General features: G+C 57.0%; 17 protein-coding genes. 8 read left to right on the top strand and 9 right to left on the bottom strand.

Annotated features, from left to right (window positions below):
* Positions 1 to 22 precede the first annotated feature (22 nt).
* Together FE788_RS13265 and FE788_RS13260 are read left to right on the top strand one after the other, a co-directional pair.
* Positions 23 to 1,165, top strand: a complete 1,143-nt coding sequence (locus FE788_RS13265) for a CoA transferase (protein WP_138381413.1) — start codon at positions 23 to 25, stop codon at positions 1,163 to 1,165.
* A gap of 60 nt (positions 1,166 to 1,225) precedes the next feature.
* Positions 1,226 to 1,966 (top strand): sirohydrochlorin chelatase, encoded by a 741-nt coding sequence (locus tag FE788_RS13260; protein ID WP_138381092.1) that lies wholly within the window; start codon positions 1,226 to 1,228, stop codon positions 1,964 to 1,966.
* Here the strand turns inward: FE788_RS13260 and FE788_RS13255 are convergent.
* The 3 genes from FE788_RS13255 to FE788_RS13245 all read right to left on the bottom strand — a co-directional run bounded on the left by FE788_RS13255 (position 1,948) and on the right by FE788_RS13245 (position 4,716).
* Entirely contained in the window at positions 1,948 to 2,898 is a 951-nt protein-coding gene (locus FE788_RS13255; RefSeq protein WP_138381091.1) for an SDR family NAD(P)-dependent oxidoreductase, read from the bottom strand. The two genes, FE788_RS13260 and FE788_RS13255, sit on opposite strands and share 19 nt — an antisense overlap.
* A 483-nt stretch (positions 2,899 to 3,381) precedes the next feature.
* Positions 3,382 to 3,921, bottom strand: a complete 540-nt coding sequence (locus FE788_RS13250) for a VOC family protein (RefSeq protein ID WP_138381090.1) — start codon at positions 3,919 to 3,921, stop codon at positions 3,382 to 3,384.
* Positions 3,922 to 4,095: 174 nt separating this feature from the next.
* Positions 4,096 to 4,716: a PAS domain-containing protein gene (locus FE788_RS13245; protein ID WP_138381089.1), complete on the bottom strand. Its 621-nt coding sequence runs from the start codon at positions 4,714 to 4,716 to the stop codon at positions 4,096 to 4,098.
* 412 nt (positions 4,717 to 5,128) lie between these two features.
* On the opposite strand from FE788_RS13245, the gene FE788_RS13240 reads away from it, so the two are divergent.
* Entirely contained in the window at positions 5,129 to 7,075 is a 1,947-nt protein-coding gene (locus tag FE788_RS13240) for a transglycosylase domain-containing protein (RefSeq protein ID WP_168190429.1), read from the top strand.
* Between the two features lie 56 nt (positions 7,076 to 7,131).
* Positions 7,132 to 7,608, top strand: a complete 477-nt coding sequence (locus tag FE788_RS13235) for a MaoC family dehydratase (RefSeq protein ID WP_210413997.1) — start codon at positions 7,132 to 7,134, stop codon at positions 7,606 to 7,608.
* A 2-nt stretch (positions 7,609 to 7,610) separates the two neighbouring features.
* On the opposite strand, the gene FE788_RS13230 is transcribed toward FE788_RS13235, so the two are convergent.
* The 3 genes from FE788_RS13230 to FE788_RS13220 form a co-directional block, all read right to left on the bottom strand.
* Positions 7,611 to 8,312 (bottom strand): M48 family metallopeptidase, encoded by a 702-nt coding sequence (locus FE788_RS13230; RefSeq protein WP_138381087.1) that lies wholly within the window; start codon positions 8,310 to 8,312, stop codon positions 7,611 to 7,613.
* Between the two features lie 62 nt (positions 8,313 to 8,374).
* A complete protein-coding gene (locus FE788_RS13225; RefSeq protein ID WP_138381086.1) occupies positions 8,375 to 8,839 on the bottom strand; it encodes a YcgN family cysteine cluster protein in 465 nt (154 codons plus the stop codon).
* A gap of 12 nt (positions 8,840 to 8,851) precedes the next feature.
* A complete protein-coding gene (locus FE788_RS13220; protein ID WP_138381085.1) occupies positions 8,852 to 9,493 on the bottom strand; it encodes an SCO family protein in 642 nt (213 codons plus the stop codon).
* 83 nt (positions 9,494 to 9,576) lie between these two features.
* On the opposite strand from FE788_RS13220, the gene FE788_RS13215 reads away from it, so the two are divergent.
* The gene (locus FE788_RS13215; RefSeq protein ID WP_138381084.1) at positions 9,577 to 10,155 is read left to right on the top strand and encodes an ankyrin repeat domain-containing protein; all 579 of its coding nucleotides are present in this window, start codon (positions 9,577 to 9,579) and stop codon (positions 10,153 to 10,155) included.
* An 18-nt stretch (positions 10,156 to 10,173) separates the two neighbouring features.
* Here the strand turns inward: FE788_RS13215 and FE788_RS13210 are convergent, their stop codons facing one another.
* Positions 10,174 to 11,223, bottom strand: coding sequence for an aldo/keto reductase (locus tag FE788_RS13210; protein WP_138381083.1), 1,050 nt, complete (start codon positions 11,221 to 11,223; stop codon positions 10,174 to 10,176).
* 153 nt (positions 11,224 to 11,376) lie between these two features.
* The gene (locus FE788_RS13205) at positions 11,377 to 11,619 is read right to left on the bottom strand and encodes a GlsB/YeaQ/YmgE family stress response membrane protein (protein ID WP_138381082.1); all 243 of its coding nucleotides are present in this window, start codon (positions 11,617 to 11,619) and stop codon (positions 11,377 to 11,379) included.
* Between the two features lie 114 nt (positions 11,620 to 11,733).
* On the opposite strand from FE788_RS13205, the gene FE788_RS13200 reads away from it, so the two are divergent.
* The gene (locus FE788_RS13200) at positions 11,734 to 12,639 is read left to right on the top strand and encodes a DUF1853 family protein (protein ID WP_138381081.1); all 906 of its coding nucleotides are present in this window, start codon (positions 11,734 to 11,736) and stop codon (positions 12,637 to 12,639) included.
* Between the two features lie 42 nt (positions 12,640 to 12,681).
* Here the strand turns inward: FE788_RS13200 and FE788_RS13195 are convergent, their stop codons facing one another.
* Positions 12,682 to 13,731 carry a TIGR00341 family protein gene (locus FE788_RS13195; RefSeq protein WP_210413995.1) on the bottom strand — a complete coding sequence of 350 codons (1,050 nt, stop codon included), beginning with the start codon at positions 13,729 to 13,731 and terminating at the stop codon, positions 12,682 to 12,684.
* A gap of 130 nt (positions 13,732 to 13,861) precedes the next feature.
* Here FE788_RS13195 and FE788_RS13190 point away from each other — a divergent pair, with 130 nt between their 5' ends.
* Together FE788_RS13190 and msrB are read left to right on the top strand one after the other, a co-directional pair.
* Positions 13,862 to 15,241: an FAD-binding oxidoreductase gene (locus FE788_RS13190; protein ID WP_138381080.1), complete on the top strand. Its 1,380-nt coding sequence runs from the start codon at positions 13,862 to 13,864 to the stop codon at positions 15,239 to 15,241.
* Positions 15,242 to 15,287: 46 nt separating this feature from the next.
* Positions 15,288 to 15,683, top strand: coding sequence for a peptide-methionine (R)-S-oxide reductase MsrB (gene msrB / locus FE788_RS13185; protein ID WP_138381079.1), 396 nt, complete (start codon positions 15,288 to 15,290; stop codon positions 15,681 to 15,683).
* The last annotated feature ends 60 nt before the right edge of the window (positions 15,684 to 15,743 follow it).

The raw sequence follows: 15,743 nt of genomic DNA, 5'->3' as shown, positions 1-15,743 counted from the left end.
GTTGAAAAATGAGGATGGAACGATGAATGGACCGCTGTCGCATGTTCGAGTTGTGGATTTGAGCCGGGTTCTGGCGGGGCCGTGGGCGACGCAGATGCTGGGGGATCTGGGGGCGGAAGTGATCAAGATCGAACAGCCCGCCTCGGCCCGTCATCCGGGGGGCGATGATACGCGTGGCTGGGGGCCGCCTTTTCTCGAAAACGCCGATGGCACGCAGGGGGATGCGGCTTATTTTCTGTGCGCCAATCGCAACAAGGACAGCCGGGCCATTGATTTCACCACCGCTGAGGGTCAGGCGCAGGTGCGTGACTTGGTGCGCGAAAGCGATGTTGTGGTGGAGAATTTTAAGGTTGGCGGCTTGAAAAAATACGGTCTGGATTATGACAGCCTGAAACAGATTAATCCCGGACTGATTTATTGTTCCATCACCGGTTTTGGCCAGAGCGGCCCCTATGCGGCACGGCCGGGATATGATTTTCTGATCCAGGGTATGGGCGGGTTGATGAGCCTTACCGGCAGTCCTGAGAGCGGTCCGCAGAAGGTGGGGGTGGCGATTGCCGATCTGATGACCGGCATGTATGCCAGCGTGGCCATTGTGGCGGCGCTCAATCATAAGGAACGCACCGGCGAAGGACAGCATATTGATCTGGCGCTGCTGGATTGTCAGGTGGCCATGCTGGCCAACCAGAACATGAATTACCTGATCGGGGGCACGCCGCCGGGGCTTTTGGGCAATGCCCATCCCAACATCGTGCCCTATGAGGCGTTTGCCACCAAAGACGGGCATCTGATTCTGGCGGTGGGCAATGACGGACAGTTTGCCCGCTTTGCGGCGCTCATCGGCCGGGACGACTGGGCAGCGGATTCGCGTTTTAAAACCAACGCCGCCCGGGTCCAGCACCGTGATCTGCTGATCCCGCTGATTGGGGAGGTTCTGCGTGAGAAGACCACGGCGGACTGGATTGCCGCGCTGGAAGACATCAATGTGCCATGTGGACCGGTGAACCGGCTGGATCAGGTATTTGAGGACCCGCAGGTGAAACATCGTGGCCTGCTTAGGGAGCTTATGCGCGAGGACGGTACCTGCATCCCCACTGTTGCCAATCCGATTAAATTTTCCAGGACTCCCGTCACTTATCGCAAGGCACCACCCAAAAAACCCTGATTCTGCCAAAAAACTCTGATTCCAGATGACCGTAGGCGCGGACTGGCGTATCCTAGGAGAATGACAGCACAAACGGGCCTTCTTTTGATTTCTCATGGCAGCCGCTCGGTGCGGGCGGCGGCGGAGTTTGACGCGCTGGCGGCGCAGATACGGGGGGAGTGGCCGGATTTGCCGGTGGAAGCAGGGTATTTGGAACTGGCGGAGCCGTCGCTGGAACAGTGTCTGGAACGGCTGATTGACCGGGGCCTTTACCGGATTCTGGCCGTGCCGGTCATGCTGTTTCCGGCCCTGCATGTGGCGGAGGATATTCCCGGGCGGTTGGCTCATTACCAGCAACAACATCCGGCCATGCATATTCAGTATGGTGTTGAAATCGGCAAAAGCGAAAAACTGATCGACGCCACCCGGAATGCGTTGGTCGCCGTTGCGGCGGATCAGGCCGACCGGCTGGTCCTGCTGGTTAAGGGGGCTTCCAACCCCGCCATTGCGGCACGCGCACAGGACGTGCTGGGCGCACTGGAACACCATTTCGGTTATGCGAGCACCCGCCTGGCTTTCAGTGGCGACAAGTCCCCGGGTCTGGAGGAGGTCCTGGAAGAAGCGGTCCGGGACGGTATTTCGCAGGTGGCGGTGTGTCCCTATTTCCTGTTTTCAGGCCGTCTGCTGGACTGCGCGGAAAAAACGGTCGAACGGTTCCGGCGCACATATGCTGCGCCCGACATCCGAATATCGGGCGCCCTATACAATCAGGCCGGCGTACGGGCCGCTATCCTGGAGCAGCTTCAGCGATTTTTGCCCTGAAAGGCGAGGGAGACCACTTTCTGGGTGTGGGCGCTGCCCTGATCATAGGGTTTGGCGCGCGCCAGATCGGAGATTTCTGCCCAATGTTGCGCAATCTGTTCCGGGGTGGGCTGTTCGCCCAGATAAACCCCGTCCGTTTCCACCACTGCGGCGCGGGCAAATGTTCCGGCCCCGGCCGATATAATCGCCCCCGTCGGCGCTTCTTCGGCAGCGAGAAACAGGACCGCCGGCGAGACCAGTTCCGGCTTGAGCAGGTCCAGCATCTCCGCCGGGATGATATTTTCCGTCATGCGGGTGGCGGCCACGGGGACCACTGCATTGACTTTGATGCCGTATTTGGCGCCTTCCAGTTTCAGCGTATTCATCAACCCGGCTAGCCCCAGCTTGGCGGCGCCATAATTGCTTTGCCCGAAATTTCCATACAGGCCGGATGACGACGAGGTCATGACGATGCGGCCATAATTCTGGTCCTGCATGACGGGAAAGACGGCCTTGGTGGCATTGGCAGAGCCCATCAGATGCACATCCACCACCGCCCGGAAATCCTCAAGGTCCATCTTGGCGAAGGTTTTGTCCCGCAAGATGCCCGCATTGTTGACCAGGATGTCTACCCGGCCAAAGGCCTTACAGGCCGCCTCCACCATATCCTGCATCTCGGCGAATTTGGTGACGTTGCCGCCATGGGCGATGGCCTTACCGCCTTTGTCGGTGATCTCGCGCACCACTTTTTGCGCGGCGCTTTCAGAGGCGCCCTGCCCATGCACATCGCCGCCCAGATCGTTGATCACAACCGCCGCGCCGCGTTCGGCAAAGGCCAAAGCATGACAGCGGCCCAGCCCGCCACCCGCACCGGTGACAATGGCCACCCGGCCTGAAAAATCGCCTGAAAATTCAAAAGAAGGGGGGGTGGAAGATGAAAGATCAGCAGACATGGCACTCTCCTTGGCAAGAAATCATACGTTTGTTTCTATTATATCTGGTTTATCATATTTGGGAAGAAAGGGAAGCTTTTCCGCAAGAAGTGATGCCAGTCATATTGATCAGGGTGTCTGGCTGGGTGGAACATTACGCAGCTCACTACTCAGAAGACCCCACCCAGAGGCTCCCACCCAGAGGCCCTCACCAAAGGTTCGGTGGATACCGGATCGCGCTTACGCGTGTCCGGCATGACGAAATAGCCAGGCGGGATGAAGCCCTATGGATTGTCGCATCGGCTACGCCGCCATTTATCATTTATGATCTGGCGATCCACGGGGGTTATGGGGGGATGGTGCTTAGAGTGAATTGAGCCAACCTCTTCACAATTCACTCCAGCAGGCAAGGACGCCGATGCCCCATAAAAGGGCTGCGTTCTCCTGTTCGGAGAGGCTTAACAAAGCCTCTCTTCAGAGAGAGTTCTTCCCGTGAAAGTCTGCTCAGGGCTTCCGGAATTCCTTTTCATGAAGCCAAGCGGCGTGTTTGACGGCCTTGCGCGTGCGGGACCATTCTTCCAGCATCTCCGGACCCAGCCGCTTGAGCTCCTGAAGCATTTCCTCCGTGGCGGTCACGGTGGTCAGTTCAATGCGATGGCCATTGGGATCGAAAAAATAGATGGACTGGATGATTTCGTGATTGGTTGGCCCTACGACCTCGATACCGGCGTCTTCCAGATCTTTTTTGGCTTGAAGCAGAGTATCCATATCTTTGACCCGGAAGGCGATATGCTGCACCCATTCCGGTGTGTTTCGGTCCCGGTCCATTTCTGGCGAGTTGGGCAACTCAAAAAAGGCCAGGATATTCCCGTTTCCGGCATCCAGGAAAACATGCATATAAGGGTCCGGCTCCTTGGTGGAGGGCACGTGATCTTCGGAAATGGCCAGCAGAAAATCCATATTCAGATGTTTCTGGTACCATTCAACGGTTTCTTTAGCGTCCTTGCAGCGATAGGCCACATGATGAATTTGTTCGATTTTCATGGCTTTGTCCTCTCAGGGCAAAAGTTTCAATTGAAACTTTATAGTTACATATGAAACTTTTGTCAAGGGGGGTGCTGCCCGCGTGAAAGAGGGCAAGGGGGTGGTGCTCCATCTCATGGGCCAAAGTGAAGTGCCGCGCGGAGGGAAGTCGAGCTGATGTGGCAGGCAGGAAGATCAGACAACCATTTTCATATCGGACGGGACCCGGGCGGCGGGCTGTTCGGTGGGTCGTGGACTGATGCAATGCAATATCATTGTCACCTCGCCGCGGTTATTGGCCAGAGGAAGGCTGAGACGGCTCCAGATTCTGGGGGTTCGCCGTTGGGCAGAGGTGGTCATATATTCGCTGAAATAGGGCCTCTTTTCAATCAGGCAGGCCTGAAAGAGAGCCAGATGAAACGGAAGATCGGAAAAATCTTTGCGTGGAAAGTGCCGGGGAATTTCCCTCAGTGTCATCCCCTGCAGATCATGACCGGCATGATAGGCAATGTTGCTGCCATAAAGCCGGTATTTCATGTCCCGCCCCAGATTGACCGCTTCCAATAGACAAATATTTCCCAAAGCGATGCCGAGACGACGCGGATCAATCTGTTTCCGGGAAGGCAGGGGTTCGTGGCTTCGCAGTGTTTCCCAATAATGGTAGGTATAGCGCAGTTTGGCACAGGGCAACAGGGTATGAAGCGGAGACGGGACCACCTGCACCCGGGCAAATCCCCGCTCTACCATGAAAGCCTCGAGTTTTTTGCTGTTTCCGGCCAGCAAATGTCGAGTTAGCGGTAAAATATACTCAACCATGGAGTTAATTCCATGAAATAAATTCGTGTTTTCAATGCATATTTACGAAAATAATATGTATTTCAGAAATCCCTAATATCAAGACATTCGAATATGTAAAAGAAAAAAACAGGCCAGCCGGAAAATAAAATTTAAATTGCTGTTTTATGAGTTTTTCTGAAGCAATATTTTGGGGCTGGCCTTCAAACAGTCATTTTTGTGCCTTCTGTTATATGAAGCAGGCTCATGAAACTGGCGGGCCAAGGTATCGGCGGGGCGCAATGATTCGCTTGAAAGGGGAGAGGACGCGTCAGAGAACAGGGGGCGCAAGGAAAAATCACAGTGATTTTCGATGATTTGCCGGTTGTCCCCCAGGAAAGCTTCACCTATTTTATGGGCCAAGAAATTTGGGGCGAATAATAACGGAACCGTAATGGCACGACAGTCTTCCCCTTCGCAAAAGGGCCGAACAGGCAAACAGAAACACAGCGCGTCCCGTAAGGCGCAGCGTGCGCCCCGGGATCGGCAAGCCCTGCCCCGGGGGCGATTTGCAAAGACCCTTTATATTCTGTCTGCGCTTTTCATCTGGGCGCTGGTGATCATGGTGCCTGTGGTTATTTATTTTGCCCTTGACCTTCCGGATGTTTCAAAAATAGCCCAGAAACCCGGGCGCGCCACGATCATGGTGATGGATCGTCAGGGCGAACGCCTGGCCAGTTATGGCAACGTCTATGGGGAATGGCTGGAATATGACGAGGTGCCCATCCCCTACATTCAGGCCCTGATCGCGACGGAAGACCGGCGGTTTTTCAGTCACGTGGGATTGGATCTGCGCGGGGTGGCGCGGGCGCTGGTACGTAATATTCAGCGCGGCGATGTGGTGGAAGGCGGCAGCACCATTACCCAGCAGCTGGCCAAAAATCTGTTTCTGTCCCCTGAGCGGACCGTAAAACGTAAAGTCCAGGAAATGATGTTGTCTTTCTGGCTGGAAATGAATTTTTCCAAACAGGAAATCCTGACCCTGTATATCAACCGGGTCTATTACGGCGGTGGCGCTTACGGGCTGGATGCGGCGGCGCGAACCATCTTTGGCCATGACGGGCGGAACCTGACCCTGACCGAGGCGGCCATGCTGGTGGGGATGCTGAAAGGGCCGGCGCTTTATTCGCCGCTCAGGGATGTGGAGCGGGCCTATCGGCGCACCGAAGAAGTTCTGGATAACATGGTGGAGGCCGGTTTTATTCAACCGGCGACGGCCGCCGCTGCCAAAGAAGCCAATGTGACGCTGGCGGAGCAGGTGGTGAGCAACAATGTGCGCTATTTCACCGACTGGGTGGTGGAACAGCTGCCCGATCTGATCGGACCGGTGGAGGAGCCGATTGTGGTCTATACCACACTGGTTTCCGAAATTCAGGCCATGGCCACTGGTGCTTTGCAACAGGTTATGGACCGGGACGGGCCAGTGCTGAAAGCGGAGCAGGCGGCGCTAGTGTCCATGGATATGGATGGGGCCATCCGCGCCATGGTGGGGGGGCGTGATTATGCCGAAAGCCAGTTTAACCGCGTGACCCAGGCCCGCCGCCAGCCGGGCAGCGCGTTCAAGCTGTTTGTCTATCTGGCGGCGCTGGAACGGGGCTTTGGCCCCGAAACTGTATTGCGGGACAGTCCGGTCAGTCTTGGCGGCTGGGAGCCGAAAAACTATTCGGGCACGTACCGGGGCGAGGTCACCTTGGCAGAAGCGTTTGAGCAGTCCATCAATACGGTGGCCGTCAAACTGGCGGAAAAGGTCAATCGCCGTACCGTGGCCGCCATGGCGCGCCGGCTTGGCTTGAGCTCGCCGCTGGTGGAGGAGCCAAGTCTGGCGCTGGGAACCTCCGAAGTATCGCTGTTGGAGCTGACCGCCGCCTATGCGGTGGTGGGTAATGGCGGTTATGAGGTCAATCCTTATGGCATTGTGGAAATTCAGAACAGTACCGGCCAGATCCTGTATCGCCATATGCCGGGCCCGCCCCGGCGGCTCTTATCGGAAGAGGTGGCCGCCACCATGCAGCAGATGCTGTCCCGCGTGGTGGAAAACGGCACCGCCCGTGCCGCCCGGCTGGGTTTTCCCGTGGCGGGGAAAACAGGGACGACCCAGGATTACAAGGATGCACTGTTTGTTGGATATGCCAAAAATATGATCAACGGCATCTGGGTGGGCAATGATCAGGCGACGCCCACCGCCGGCGTCACCGGCGGCGGCACCCCGGCGCGGATCTGGAAAAATTTCATGATCCGGGTTAGTCTGGGGCGTAATGATGCAACGTTGACCACTCCTGATGTGCGGCCCCGAAACAAACCGTCACCGGACGGGCCGCCGCCCGACAAGAGTGAATTATGATGAAATCGGCCCAAGTCACGTTGATAACTTAGCCCCTAACCGACAGGAACAGGATAATGTGTGCTTTGAAAGTGGATATGGCGAATATTGAAAATTATGTGGGCCGGGAGCTGGGGGTGTCTAGCTGGATGGAAATCAACCAGAGCCGGATCAACAAATTTGCCGAGGCGACCGGGGACTTTCAGTGGATTCATGTGGATGTGGAACGGGCCAGAACCGAAATGCCGGGGGGCAAGACCATTGCGCATGGCTATCTGATCCTGTCTCTGGTACCCCAGTTTTTTGAAGAAATCATCGAGATTTCCGGCCTGCGCTATGGGCTGAATTACGGGGTCAACAAGGTACGCTTTACCTCGCCTGTGCCCGTGGGGTCACTGGTACGGGGGCGGATGAGCCTGGACAAGCTGGAAAAACGGCGGGACGGAACCCTTCTGGGGCATTTCGGGATGGTGATGGAACGACAGGGGCAGGAACGGCCGGTGATGATCAGTGAAACACTGATTCTTCTGGCCCCGATAGACTCAGACGGTTAGACCTAATCCGGACTCTGCAAGGGGGGGCAATTGGGGTGGGGATCAAACCGCAACGCCATAAGAGCGGGGCCATGCTGCCTAAGCCAGGCGCGGGAAGTTTTGGCATGGGGGACAAGCCTGTCCACCAGTGCCCAGAATGCGGCACTGTGGTTCATTTCTTTCAGATGCGCCACCTCATGAGCGGCCACATAATCCAGCACCCGCTCCGGCGCCATCACCAACCGCCAGGAAAAGGACAATACCCCCCGTCCGGAACAGCTTCCCCAACGGCTTTTGGTGTCGGTAATACGCAACCGCCGAAACCTTACCTCCAACCGTTCCGCGTGGCTGCGGGCCTGTGCTTCCAGACTGTGCCGCGCTTCTTTCCTGAGCCAAAGTTCCAAACGTTTTTCAAACCCGTGGATCGGTCCGCCCACATGAATTCTGCCCTCTGAGTGGTGAACCCCGCCCGGCAGGTCGGCCCGGTGCAGCAGTTTGTGGTCATGACCCCGAAAGGCGATAAAGCCGCCGGGGCGGACCAGGTTTTCGGCGGGATAACGGGCCATTTCCGCCCTGAGCCAGGCACGGTGTTCGCTGGCGAAAGCATGGGCGAGGTCATGGGCGCTGCCTGCCGGCAGGTGCGACGGTACCGTGACGATCGCGGCCGCCTGGTGGGGATCGAAACGCAATTTCATGCGCCGGGCGCGGGGATGGCGGCGAACCATCAGCGGCACCTGTGGATCGGACAGATGCCCTGCTGTGGTGTCAAGGGTCTTGCGTCGGCGGATTATGAGACTTCTCCCGCCGTCAAAGGTTTCTCGACCACATGGTCTTCCAGCTCGCCGGCGTCCCGTTCGGAAATCGCCTTGCCGCGTACGGAGATGCCGGCCTCATGCACGCTGTCCGGGTTTCCGGAAATGAGTGGATGCCAGGGATACAGGTCCCGGCCTTCCGCAATCAGCCGATAGGCACAGGTGGTAGGCAACCAGGAAAATGCCGCCACCTGATCGGGACTAAGCACCACGCAATCCGGTACCAGAAGTTTGCGTATATCGTAGTTGCGGCAGCGGCAGCTATGCAGGTCCAGAAGCCGGCAGGCCACATTGGTATAGGCGATTTCGTCCGTGTCCTCGTCCTGGAGTTTATGCAGGCAGCATTGTCCGCAGCCGTCACAGAGCGATTCCCATTCCTCGCGGGTCATCTTTTCGAGGGGGGTGGTTTTCCAGAAAGGCGTGACGGCGATATTTCCCATCTGGTCGGTCCTTTACCTGACCAGTTTGGCAAGTCTGGCGGCAATCTGGTCCGCCGGGGTGCCATAACTGAAATGGCTGAGATAGTCGCCGTTTTTATCCATCAGATAAATCAGTGATGTATGATCCACCAGATACTCTGAGGCATCGGTTTCTTCGGTTTTGACCGCATAGACCCGATAGGCCTTTTTCACGGCATCAACCTGTTCCCGGCTGCCGGTCAGACCGGTCAACGCCTCATGAAACAGGGGGACATACTGGGCCATGATCTCCACTGTGTCCCGTTCGGGATCCACGGTGATGAACAGCGGGGCGATTTTTTGGCGCACGTTTTCCGGCACCAGGTCCAACGCCGAGGTCATGGCCTGAAGTTCGGTGGGGCAGACATCCGGGCAGAAGGTGTAGCCGAAATAAATCAGCATATATTTGCCTTTGTAGGTCTGTTCGGTGACCGTCTCGCCCTTGTGGGTGACAAGGGTGAAGGGGCCGCCGATCAGGGCTTTTGCATTTTCACGGGCACTTCTGTTCTGGGGAGCCTCGCCCAGCCAGGTGATCAATAGCACCGCCACAGCGGCCAGCGCTGCAAATCCCAGAAACACGCCGCGGGGGAAGCGTCGGGCGGCGGCGGATGAAGAAGCTTTTGAGTTTTTTGCCATGGGTCCGTTTGCTTTTTTGTTGGAATCCCCTAAATATAGAGCCTCTGCGATCAGGAACAAGAGATTAAAAACTGGAGTAAGGAATGTCGGGCAAATTGTTCACAGCGATGAAAGTTTTGATATTGGTGGCCATCGGCACTGTGGCGGTGCCATTATCCTCGGCGCTGGCATTTTCCGACTCTTATGAATTTCTTAAGGCGGTCCGGGAGCAGGATTACCGCCAGATCAAGATATTGCTGCAACGCGGGGTGAATATCAATACCCGGGATCTGGATGACGGGACCACGCCGCTTTATATCGCGGTCAGCAACAAGGATGCGCCGCTGGTCGGATATCTGTTGAAAAACGGCGCCAACCCCGATCTGGATCTTCGGGAAACCGGCGAAACCCCCCTGATGGTGGCGGCCCGACAACGGGACAAACGTTCCGCCAGCCTGCTGCTGGAGTACCAGGCGGATGTGGATCTGGCGGACCGGAACGGGGAGACGGCGCTGATCAAAGCCATCCGGGCCAATGCCCGGGATATTGTCCGTTTGATGGTCGAGGCCGGGGCTGATCTGACGCTGGAGGATTATTCGGGGCGTACGGCGCTGATGCATGCCCGGGAACAACGGCGTCGGGATATTGTCCGTCTTCTGGAAGACGCCGGCGCGGAATATTGACGGGCCCGTCCGTCCCGGTTACGGGGCGGGGTCGGGATAACGCCGGTGAATGTGCTCTACCCCCTGTTCCAGCTCATCGGTCCATTTGGTTCTGAAGGCGGCAATGTCTTCGCGGAGCTGATCCAGCGTGGTGGCGCCGATAATGCTGGCGGCTACGAAGGGGCGGCTGTCAACGAATTTCAGGGCCAGTTGCACCAGGCTCAGGCCATGTTGGGCGGCCAGGTCCCGATAGGCCCTGATGGCCTCATCCACATTTTCCTTCTGATAACGGCAGGTAAAGTCCGGGAACAACTGCCGCCGGCTGCCCTGGGGCAGGGCACCGTCCAGATATTTACCGCTCAAACACCCGCCACCCAGCGGGGAATAGGGCAGGCAGGAGACCTCTTCGCGCAGGGAAATTTCGGCCAGGCCCTGTTCATACAGCCGATTGAGCAGATTATAGGCGTTCTGGACGGAATGTACGCGCGGCAGGCCACGGACTTCTGCATGATGCAGGCATGACATTACCCCCCACGGGGTTTCATTGGAGAGTCCCACATATCGGATCTTGCCTTCGCGGACCAGATCGTCCAATACGGCCAGCGTTTCTTCAAGGGGCACCACATCTTTCTCCGGGATGTGGCGATATCCCTTGGAGTCGCCGAACAAATTCAGCGGCCGGTCCGGCCAGTGCAGCTGATACAGATCCACATAATCGGTTTTTAGGCGGCGCAGGCTTTGTTCCAGGGCATAGGTGATCTGTTCCCGGTTGAGCCTTGTCATGTTGGCAAAGGGACGAAACCAGGCGTCCTGGGAACGACCCGTGACCTTGGTGGCGAGAATGAGGCGGTCACGTCCGCCCCGCCGGGCCAGCCAGTTGCCGATATAGGTTTCCGTGCGTCCCTGGGTGTCGCCCCGCCGCGGCACCGGATACAGCTCTGCTGTATCAATGAAATTGACTCCCTGATCCAGGGCGTAATCCAGTTGCGCGAAAGCGTCGTCCTCGCTGTTCTGTTCTCCCCAGGTCATGGTGCCAAGACAGACCTGAGAAACGTTTAGGTCAGTGCAGCCGAGACGTCGATAGTCCATGGATACTCCCCTGTTTTTCTCTTCATCACAATTCATTCAATAGCGTTAACTCTATACGGCAGCTGTGTCGCCAGACAAGAAAAACGCTCAAAAAAAGAAGGGGAGCCCCTACTTTTTCCTCTTACTGGTTTTACAGTATCGCCTGGATCTATGTCAGGCTTTTTTGACCATGCCAACGACCCACAGCAGCAGCACGGCCCCAATCACGGCGGTTACCAGACTGCCGATCATTCCGCCGAAACTTATCCCCAGAAGCCCCAAAACACCGCCGCCCAGAAACGCGCCGACAATGCCCAGTATCAGATTACCCAATAGGCCGAACCCTCCGCCCTTCATGATTTTTCCGGCCAGAAACCCGGCAAGTATGCCAATCAGCAAAAACCCGATCAGATTCATGGATTTTTCTCCTTATATTTTTGGTGTGTTATGGTGTGATGTTATGTTGTGTCCGCCTTGCCGCCGGACTGAGGCTATTCTACAGCTAATGTTCTGTGAAGAAGAGTCTTTTATGTGAAGAGGATAAAAATGGCCGCCATGATCAAAAAATCGTTTCTGGCCTGGGACTATCAATGGTTGATGGAGTGCCCCGATCTGGTGCGCGGCTGTTACCAGGTCACCTGGCGTCCGCTAAATGCGGCAGGCGCAGATGATCTTGTGTCGTTTATCCCCGCTCACGCCCGTCCTCTTCTGGGGCAGTATTTTGAAAACCTGTTGGCCTTTGCGTTGACAGGAGACCGGCAGATTTCAGACCTGGTCCGCAATGTTCAGGTCAGCGACGGCAGAAACACCATTGGCGAATTCGATTTCCTGTTTCGCCGCCACGACCTGGCCTGCCATCTGGAAGTGGCCATAAAATTTTATCTGGGCAGCGGAGATCTTTCCCGGGCGGAAAACTGGTTCGGTCCCAACTGTCACGACCGGCTGTCGCTGAAACTGGACAAGATGTTCCAGAAACAGCTGAAACTTTCACAGACGTCGGCTGGAAAAGATTGTCTCGCCCAACTGGGATATGGGGAGGTGGTGCCCTGTCACCTGGTCAAGGGTATGTTGTTTTACCCTTATGATCGCTGGAGCCGGGCCGCATTTTCCTGGCCTGACGTGATCGCCCCGGCGCATCTTAAGGGCTGGTGGTGTCCGCTGGATCGGGCACAGGAAATTCTCCATACCGCCGAATACTGGACCATTCTGAAAAAACCGCACTGGCTTTCTACCGGCCAAAGCGCCAGAGAGGTGGATATTCTAACCCCTGATGAGCTCTTCCGCCGTCTGGAAAAACATTTTTGCCTTACCAAAAGTCCGCTTCTGGTGGCGGCCCTCCTGCCGGAAGACTGTCAGGGTGAAACCTGGGGGCAAAGCTATCGGGAAGTTCACCGGGGGTTTATTACGCCTGTGGTCTGGCCGTTTCGGGGCGCCTAGAGTGAATTGTGAATAGGTTGGCTCAATTCTGTTGCCGTCGGGTCACGGGGACGTCAGATCCGTTACCGAGCGGTTTAGGATCGTGGCCGCCAGAATGCCAAGCGTGATGACCCAGAAAATAATATAAAACCGCATGGCCCGGCGGGCTTTCTGCTGTTCGTACCATTCCCGGGGCCGCACCCCTTTGAAATAGAACACCAGTTTGGCCGCCAGATTGACGCAAACAATGTTTACTGCCAGCAGCAATCCGGCCCCGAGCGCCAAATCCAGCTCGCCGGCGCCGATCATAATGCCCATGGTTGCACCGGGCGGCAGCAGCGCCACGGCCACCATCACCCCTACCAGTACGCTGGAAATGCCGCTGGCCAGTGACAAGACGGCCGCCGCCCCCGAGACCAACGCGAGCGCAATGCTGTCAAACCCCACATCGGTGCGGCTCATCAGTTCCGGACTGTCAAGCTCATAGGGCCAGAGATAGCCCACGGCGATGCTGAGGGCGAGCGCCAGACCAAACCCCGTCAACATGGTACGGATGGCACGTTTCATCAGTTTCAGATCGCCCAGCGCCGTGGACAATGCCAGCGCCAGATTGGGCCCCAGCAAGGGAGCGATGACCATCGCACCGATCACCACAGCCACATTGTTTTCAAGCAGACCGATACTGGCGACGATGGTGGAAAAGATCACCAGAAGAAGATAACTGTTGCTGATTTCCGCCCCACGGGAAATGTCGGCGTAAAGTTCTTCGCGGCTGATCCCGGCAAAGGGACGCGGTTTTTTAGGCGGGGTTTTCTTGTCCTCTTCCGGGGCGGAGTCTCCTTCCTGGAGTGGCGGCAGGCCCTTGTCCACCTGCGGCAGGGGCATGACCGCCTCCACCGGCAGAACAACGATTCGGCGAATCTGGCTGGGCGGGAAAATATCCCGCAGCCGGTCGGTAACTGTCTGTACGTCCTGGGTGCGCACCAGGAGCGCATAACTCGTCCCTTCATTGCCCAACGGCCAGCTGTCGCTGACCGGTTTGATCCGGCCGATTTTATGGGCCAGATCGCCGGCACTGTCTGTGACGCGGATCTGTACAAGACGATAGGACATGTTTCCTCCCTGTTCGGCGTTTTCAAACATTGCCTCAAAAGGCCGGTCTTGAAAAGCCCTGCGGCGTTTTTTCCTGTGCTTGCTCCCTGTCGGGCTGGTCACGTCCGGCATCCTGGAGTATGGTAGGCTTATGAGCCGAAACCCCAATATGGAGCACATCCTGCCTGACCTGAAAAAATTGCTGGGCGAGCGATTGTCGCTGGCGGCAGCGGTGCGTGAACATCACGGCACGGGCCTGACACATCTTAAAAGCCCGCCGCCGGACGCCGTGGCCTTTGTCCAGAATACGGAGGAAGTGAGCCACCTTCTGCGTCTGTGTCATGGCGCACAGGTGCCGGTGATCGCTTTTGGTGCCGGCACGGCGCTGGAAGGGCATTTTCTGGCCTCGCAGGGCGGGGTGTGCCTGGATATGAACGGTATGAACCGTATTGTGCGGCTGGAGGCGCAGGATATGGACGTAACTGTCGAGGCCGGCGTGACTCGGGAACAGCTCAATCACCATTTGCGGGATCAGGGGCTGTTTTTCCCCATTGACCCCGGGGCCGATGCCACTCTCGGCGGCATGGCCGCAACCCGGGCATCGGGCACCAATGCGGTGCGCTACGGCACCATGCGGGACAATGTGCTCTCCCTCAAGGTTGTGCTGGCCGATGGCCGGGTGATCAAGACCGGGGGCCGGGCCCGCAAATCCGCTGCAGGGTATGACCTGACCCGGCTCATGATTGGCTCCGAAGGGACACTGGGTATCATTACCGAACTGACCCTCAGACTACAGGGTATTCCCGAGGCCATTTCCGCCGCCGTCTGTGCCTTTGACAGCTTGCAGCAGGCGGTGGAAAGCGTGGTGGACGTCATCCGGATGGGCATCCCCATCGCCCGGATCGAATTATTGGACGAGGTGCAGATGATGATCCTCAACCAGTATGCGGATCTGGACTATGCTGAAAAGCCAACCCTGTTCATGGAATTTCACGGCAGCGCTGCCAGCGTTCGGGAACAGGCGGAAATGGTCGAAGAAATCGCACTTGGCCAAGGGGGTGGTGATTTCCGGTGGTCAAGCCGCCCTGAGGACCGCAAACGGTTGTGGAAGGCCCGCCACGATGCCTTCTACGCGGTTCGCACCTATTTTCCGGGGCGGGATTTTCTGACCACTGACGTGTGTGTGCCGGTCTCAAAACTCACCGAATGTATTCTGCACACCCGTGAAGATATTGAGCGGGAGCGGCTTACGGCGCCGCTGGTGGGCCATGTGGGCGATGGTAATTTCCATTTGATCCTGGCCTATGACAAAACCGACCCGGATGAAATAGACCGGGTGGAAAAGCTGAATGCCCGTCTGGTGGAACGGGCGCTGCGCCTGGGCGGCACATGCACCGGTGAACATGGCATTGGCCTCGGTAAAAAGGCGTTTCTGGTGAAAGAACATGGCACGGCGGCGGTGGAGGTGATGAAAACCCTGAAACGGGCGCTGGATCCGCATAATATTCTTAATCCCGGCAAGATATTCTGAAGTAAGATGCGCTGAAACAGGACCACAATCGGCAAAGGGGTGTCTCATGAGCGATAAAATCAGCAAAACGGACCAGGAATGGCGGGAGCAGCTTGAGGAAGAGCAATATCGGGTGACCCGCCAGGGAGATACGGAACGCCCCTTTATGAACAAATACTGGAATCACAAGGAGGCGGGCATTTATCACTGTGTTTGCTGCGCGGCGCCGCTGTTCAGTTCCGAAGCCAAATATGAGTCGGGCAGCGGCTGGCCCAGTTATTATGAACCGGTCTCGGACTCCTCGGTGGCCCTACGACGGGATACCAGTCACGGCATGATCCGCGACGAGGTAATTTGTGTGCGTTGTGAGGCCCATCTGGGTCATGTGTTCCCGGACGGGCCGCCGCCGACGGGCCTGCGCTACTGCATCAATTCCGCAGCTCTTGTTTTCCGGAAAGCCTAGTTCTTTGGAAGCGTTAGAGTGAATTGTGAATAGGGTGGCTCAATTCACTCTAAGGGCCAT

This window comes from Luteithermobacter gelatinilyticus, from assembly GCF_005849285.1.
Taxonomy (GTDB): Bacteria; Pseudomonadota; Alphaproteobacteria; order Sphingomonadales; family Emcibacteraceae; genus Luteithermobacter; species Luteithermobacter gelatinilyticus.
The sequence above is the reverse complement of the archived record's forward strand: the minus strand, read 5'-3'. Positions and strand labels throughout refer to the sequence as shown.

What these genes read in the sequence shown, in the direction of transcription:
- FE788_RS13205 (WP_138381082.1), bottom strand. Translation starts at nt 11,619, where the DNA reads ATGAATCTGATCGGGTTTTTGCTGATTGGCATACTTGCCGGGTTTCTG.
- FE788_RS13250 (WP_138381090.1), bottom strand. Translation starts at nt 3,921, where the DNA reads ATGAAAATCGAACAAATTCATCATGTGGCCTATCGCTGCAAGGACGCT.
- FE788_RS13260 (WP_138381092.1), top strand. Translation starts at nt 1,226, where the DNA reads ATGACAGCACAAACGGGCCTTCTTTTGATTTCTCATGGCAGCCGCTCG.
- FE788_RS13265 (WP_138381413.1), top strand. Translation starts at nt 23, where the DNA reads ATGAATGGACCGCTGTCGCATGTTCGAGTTGTGGATTTGAGCCGGGTT.
- FE788_RS13235 (WP_210413997.1), top strand. Translation starts at nt 7,132, where the DNA reads ATGTGTGCTTTGAAAGTGGATATGGCGAATATTGAAAATTATGTGGGC.
- FE788_RS13255 (WP_138381091.1), bottom strand. Translation starts at nt 2,898, where the DNA reads ATGTCTGCTGATCTTTCATCTTCCACCCCCCCTTCTTTTGAATTTTCA.
- FE788_RS13195 (WP_210413995.1), bottom strand. Translation starts at nt 13,731, where the DNA reads ATGTCCTATCGTCTTGTACAGATCCGCGTCACAGACAGTGCCGGCGAT.
- FE788_RS13190 (WP_138381080.1), top strand. Translation starts at nt 13,862, where the DNA reads ATGAGCCGAAACCCCAATATGGAGCACATCCTGCCTGACCTGAAAAAA.
- FE788_RS13230 (WP_138381087.1), bottom strand. Translation starts at nt 8,312, where the DNA reads ATGGTTCGCCGCCATCCCCGCGCCCGGCGCATGAAATTGCGTTTCGAT.
- FE788_RS13210 (WP_138381083.1), bottom strand. Translation starts at nt 11,223, where the DNA reads ATGGACTATCGACGTCTCGGCTGCACTGACCTAAACGTTTCTCAGGTC.
- FE788_RS13215 (WP_138381084.1), top strand. Translation starts at nt 9,577, where the DNA reads ATGTCGGGCAAATTGTTCACAGCGATGAAAGTTTTGATATTGGTGGCC.
- FE788_RS13245 (WP_138381089.1), bottom strand. Translation starts at nt 4,716, where the DNA reads ATGGTTGAGTATATTTTACCGCTAACTCGACATTTGCTGGCCGGAAAC.
- msrB (WP_138381079.1), top strand. Translation starts at nt 15,288, where the DNA reads ATGAGCGATAAAATCAGCAAAACGGACCAGGAATGGCGGGAGCAGCTT.
- FE788_RS13240 (WP_168190429.1), top strand. Translation starts at nt 5,129, where the DNA reads ATGGCACGACAGTCTTCCCCTTCGCAAAAGGGCCGAACAGGCAAACAG.
- FE788_RS13225 (WP_138381086.1), bottom strand. Translation starts at nt 8,839, where the DNA reads ATGGGAAATATCGCCGTCACGCCTTTCTGGAAAACCACCCCCCTCGAA.
- FE788_RS13220 (WP_138381085.1), bottom strand. Translation starts at nt 9,493, where the DNA reads ATGGCAAAAAACTCAAAAGCTTCTTCATCCGCCGCCGCCCGACGCTTC.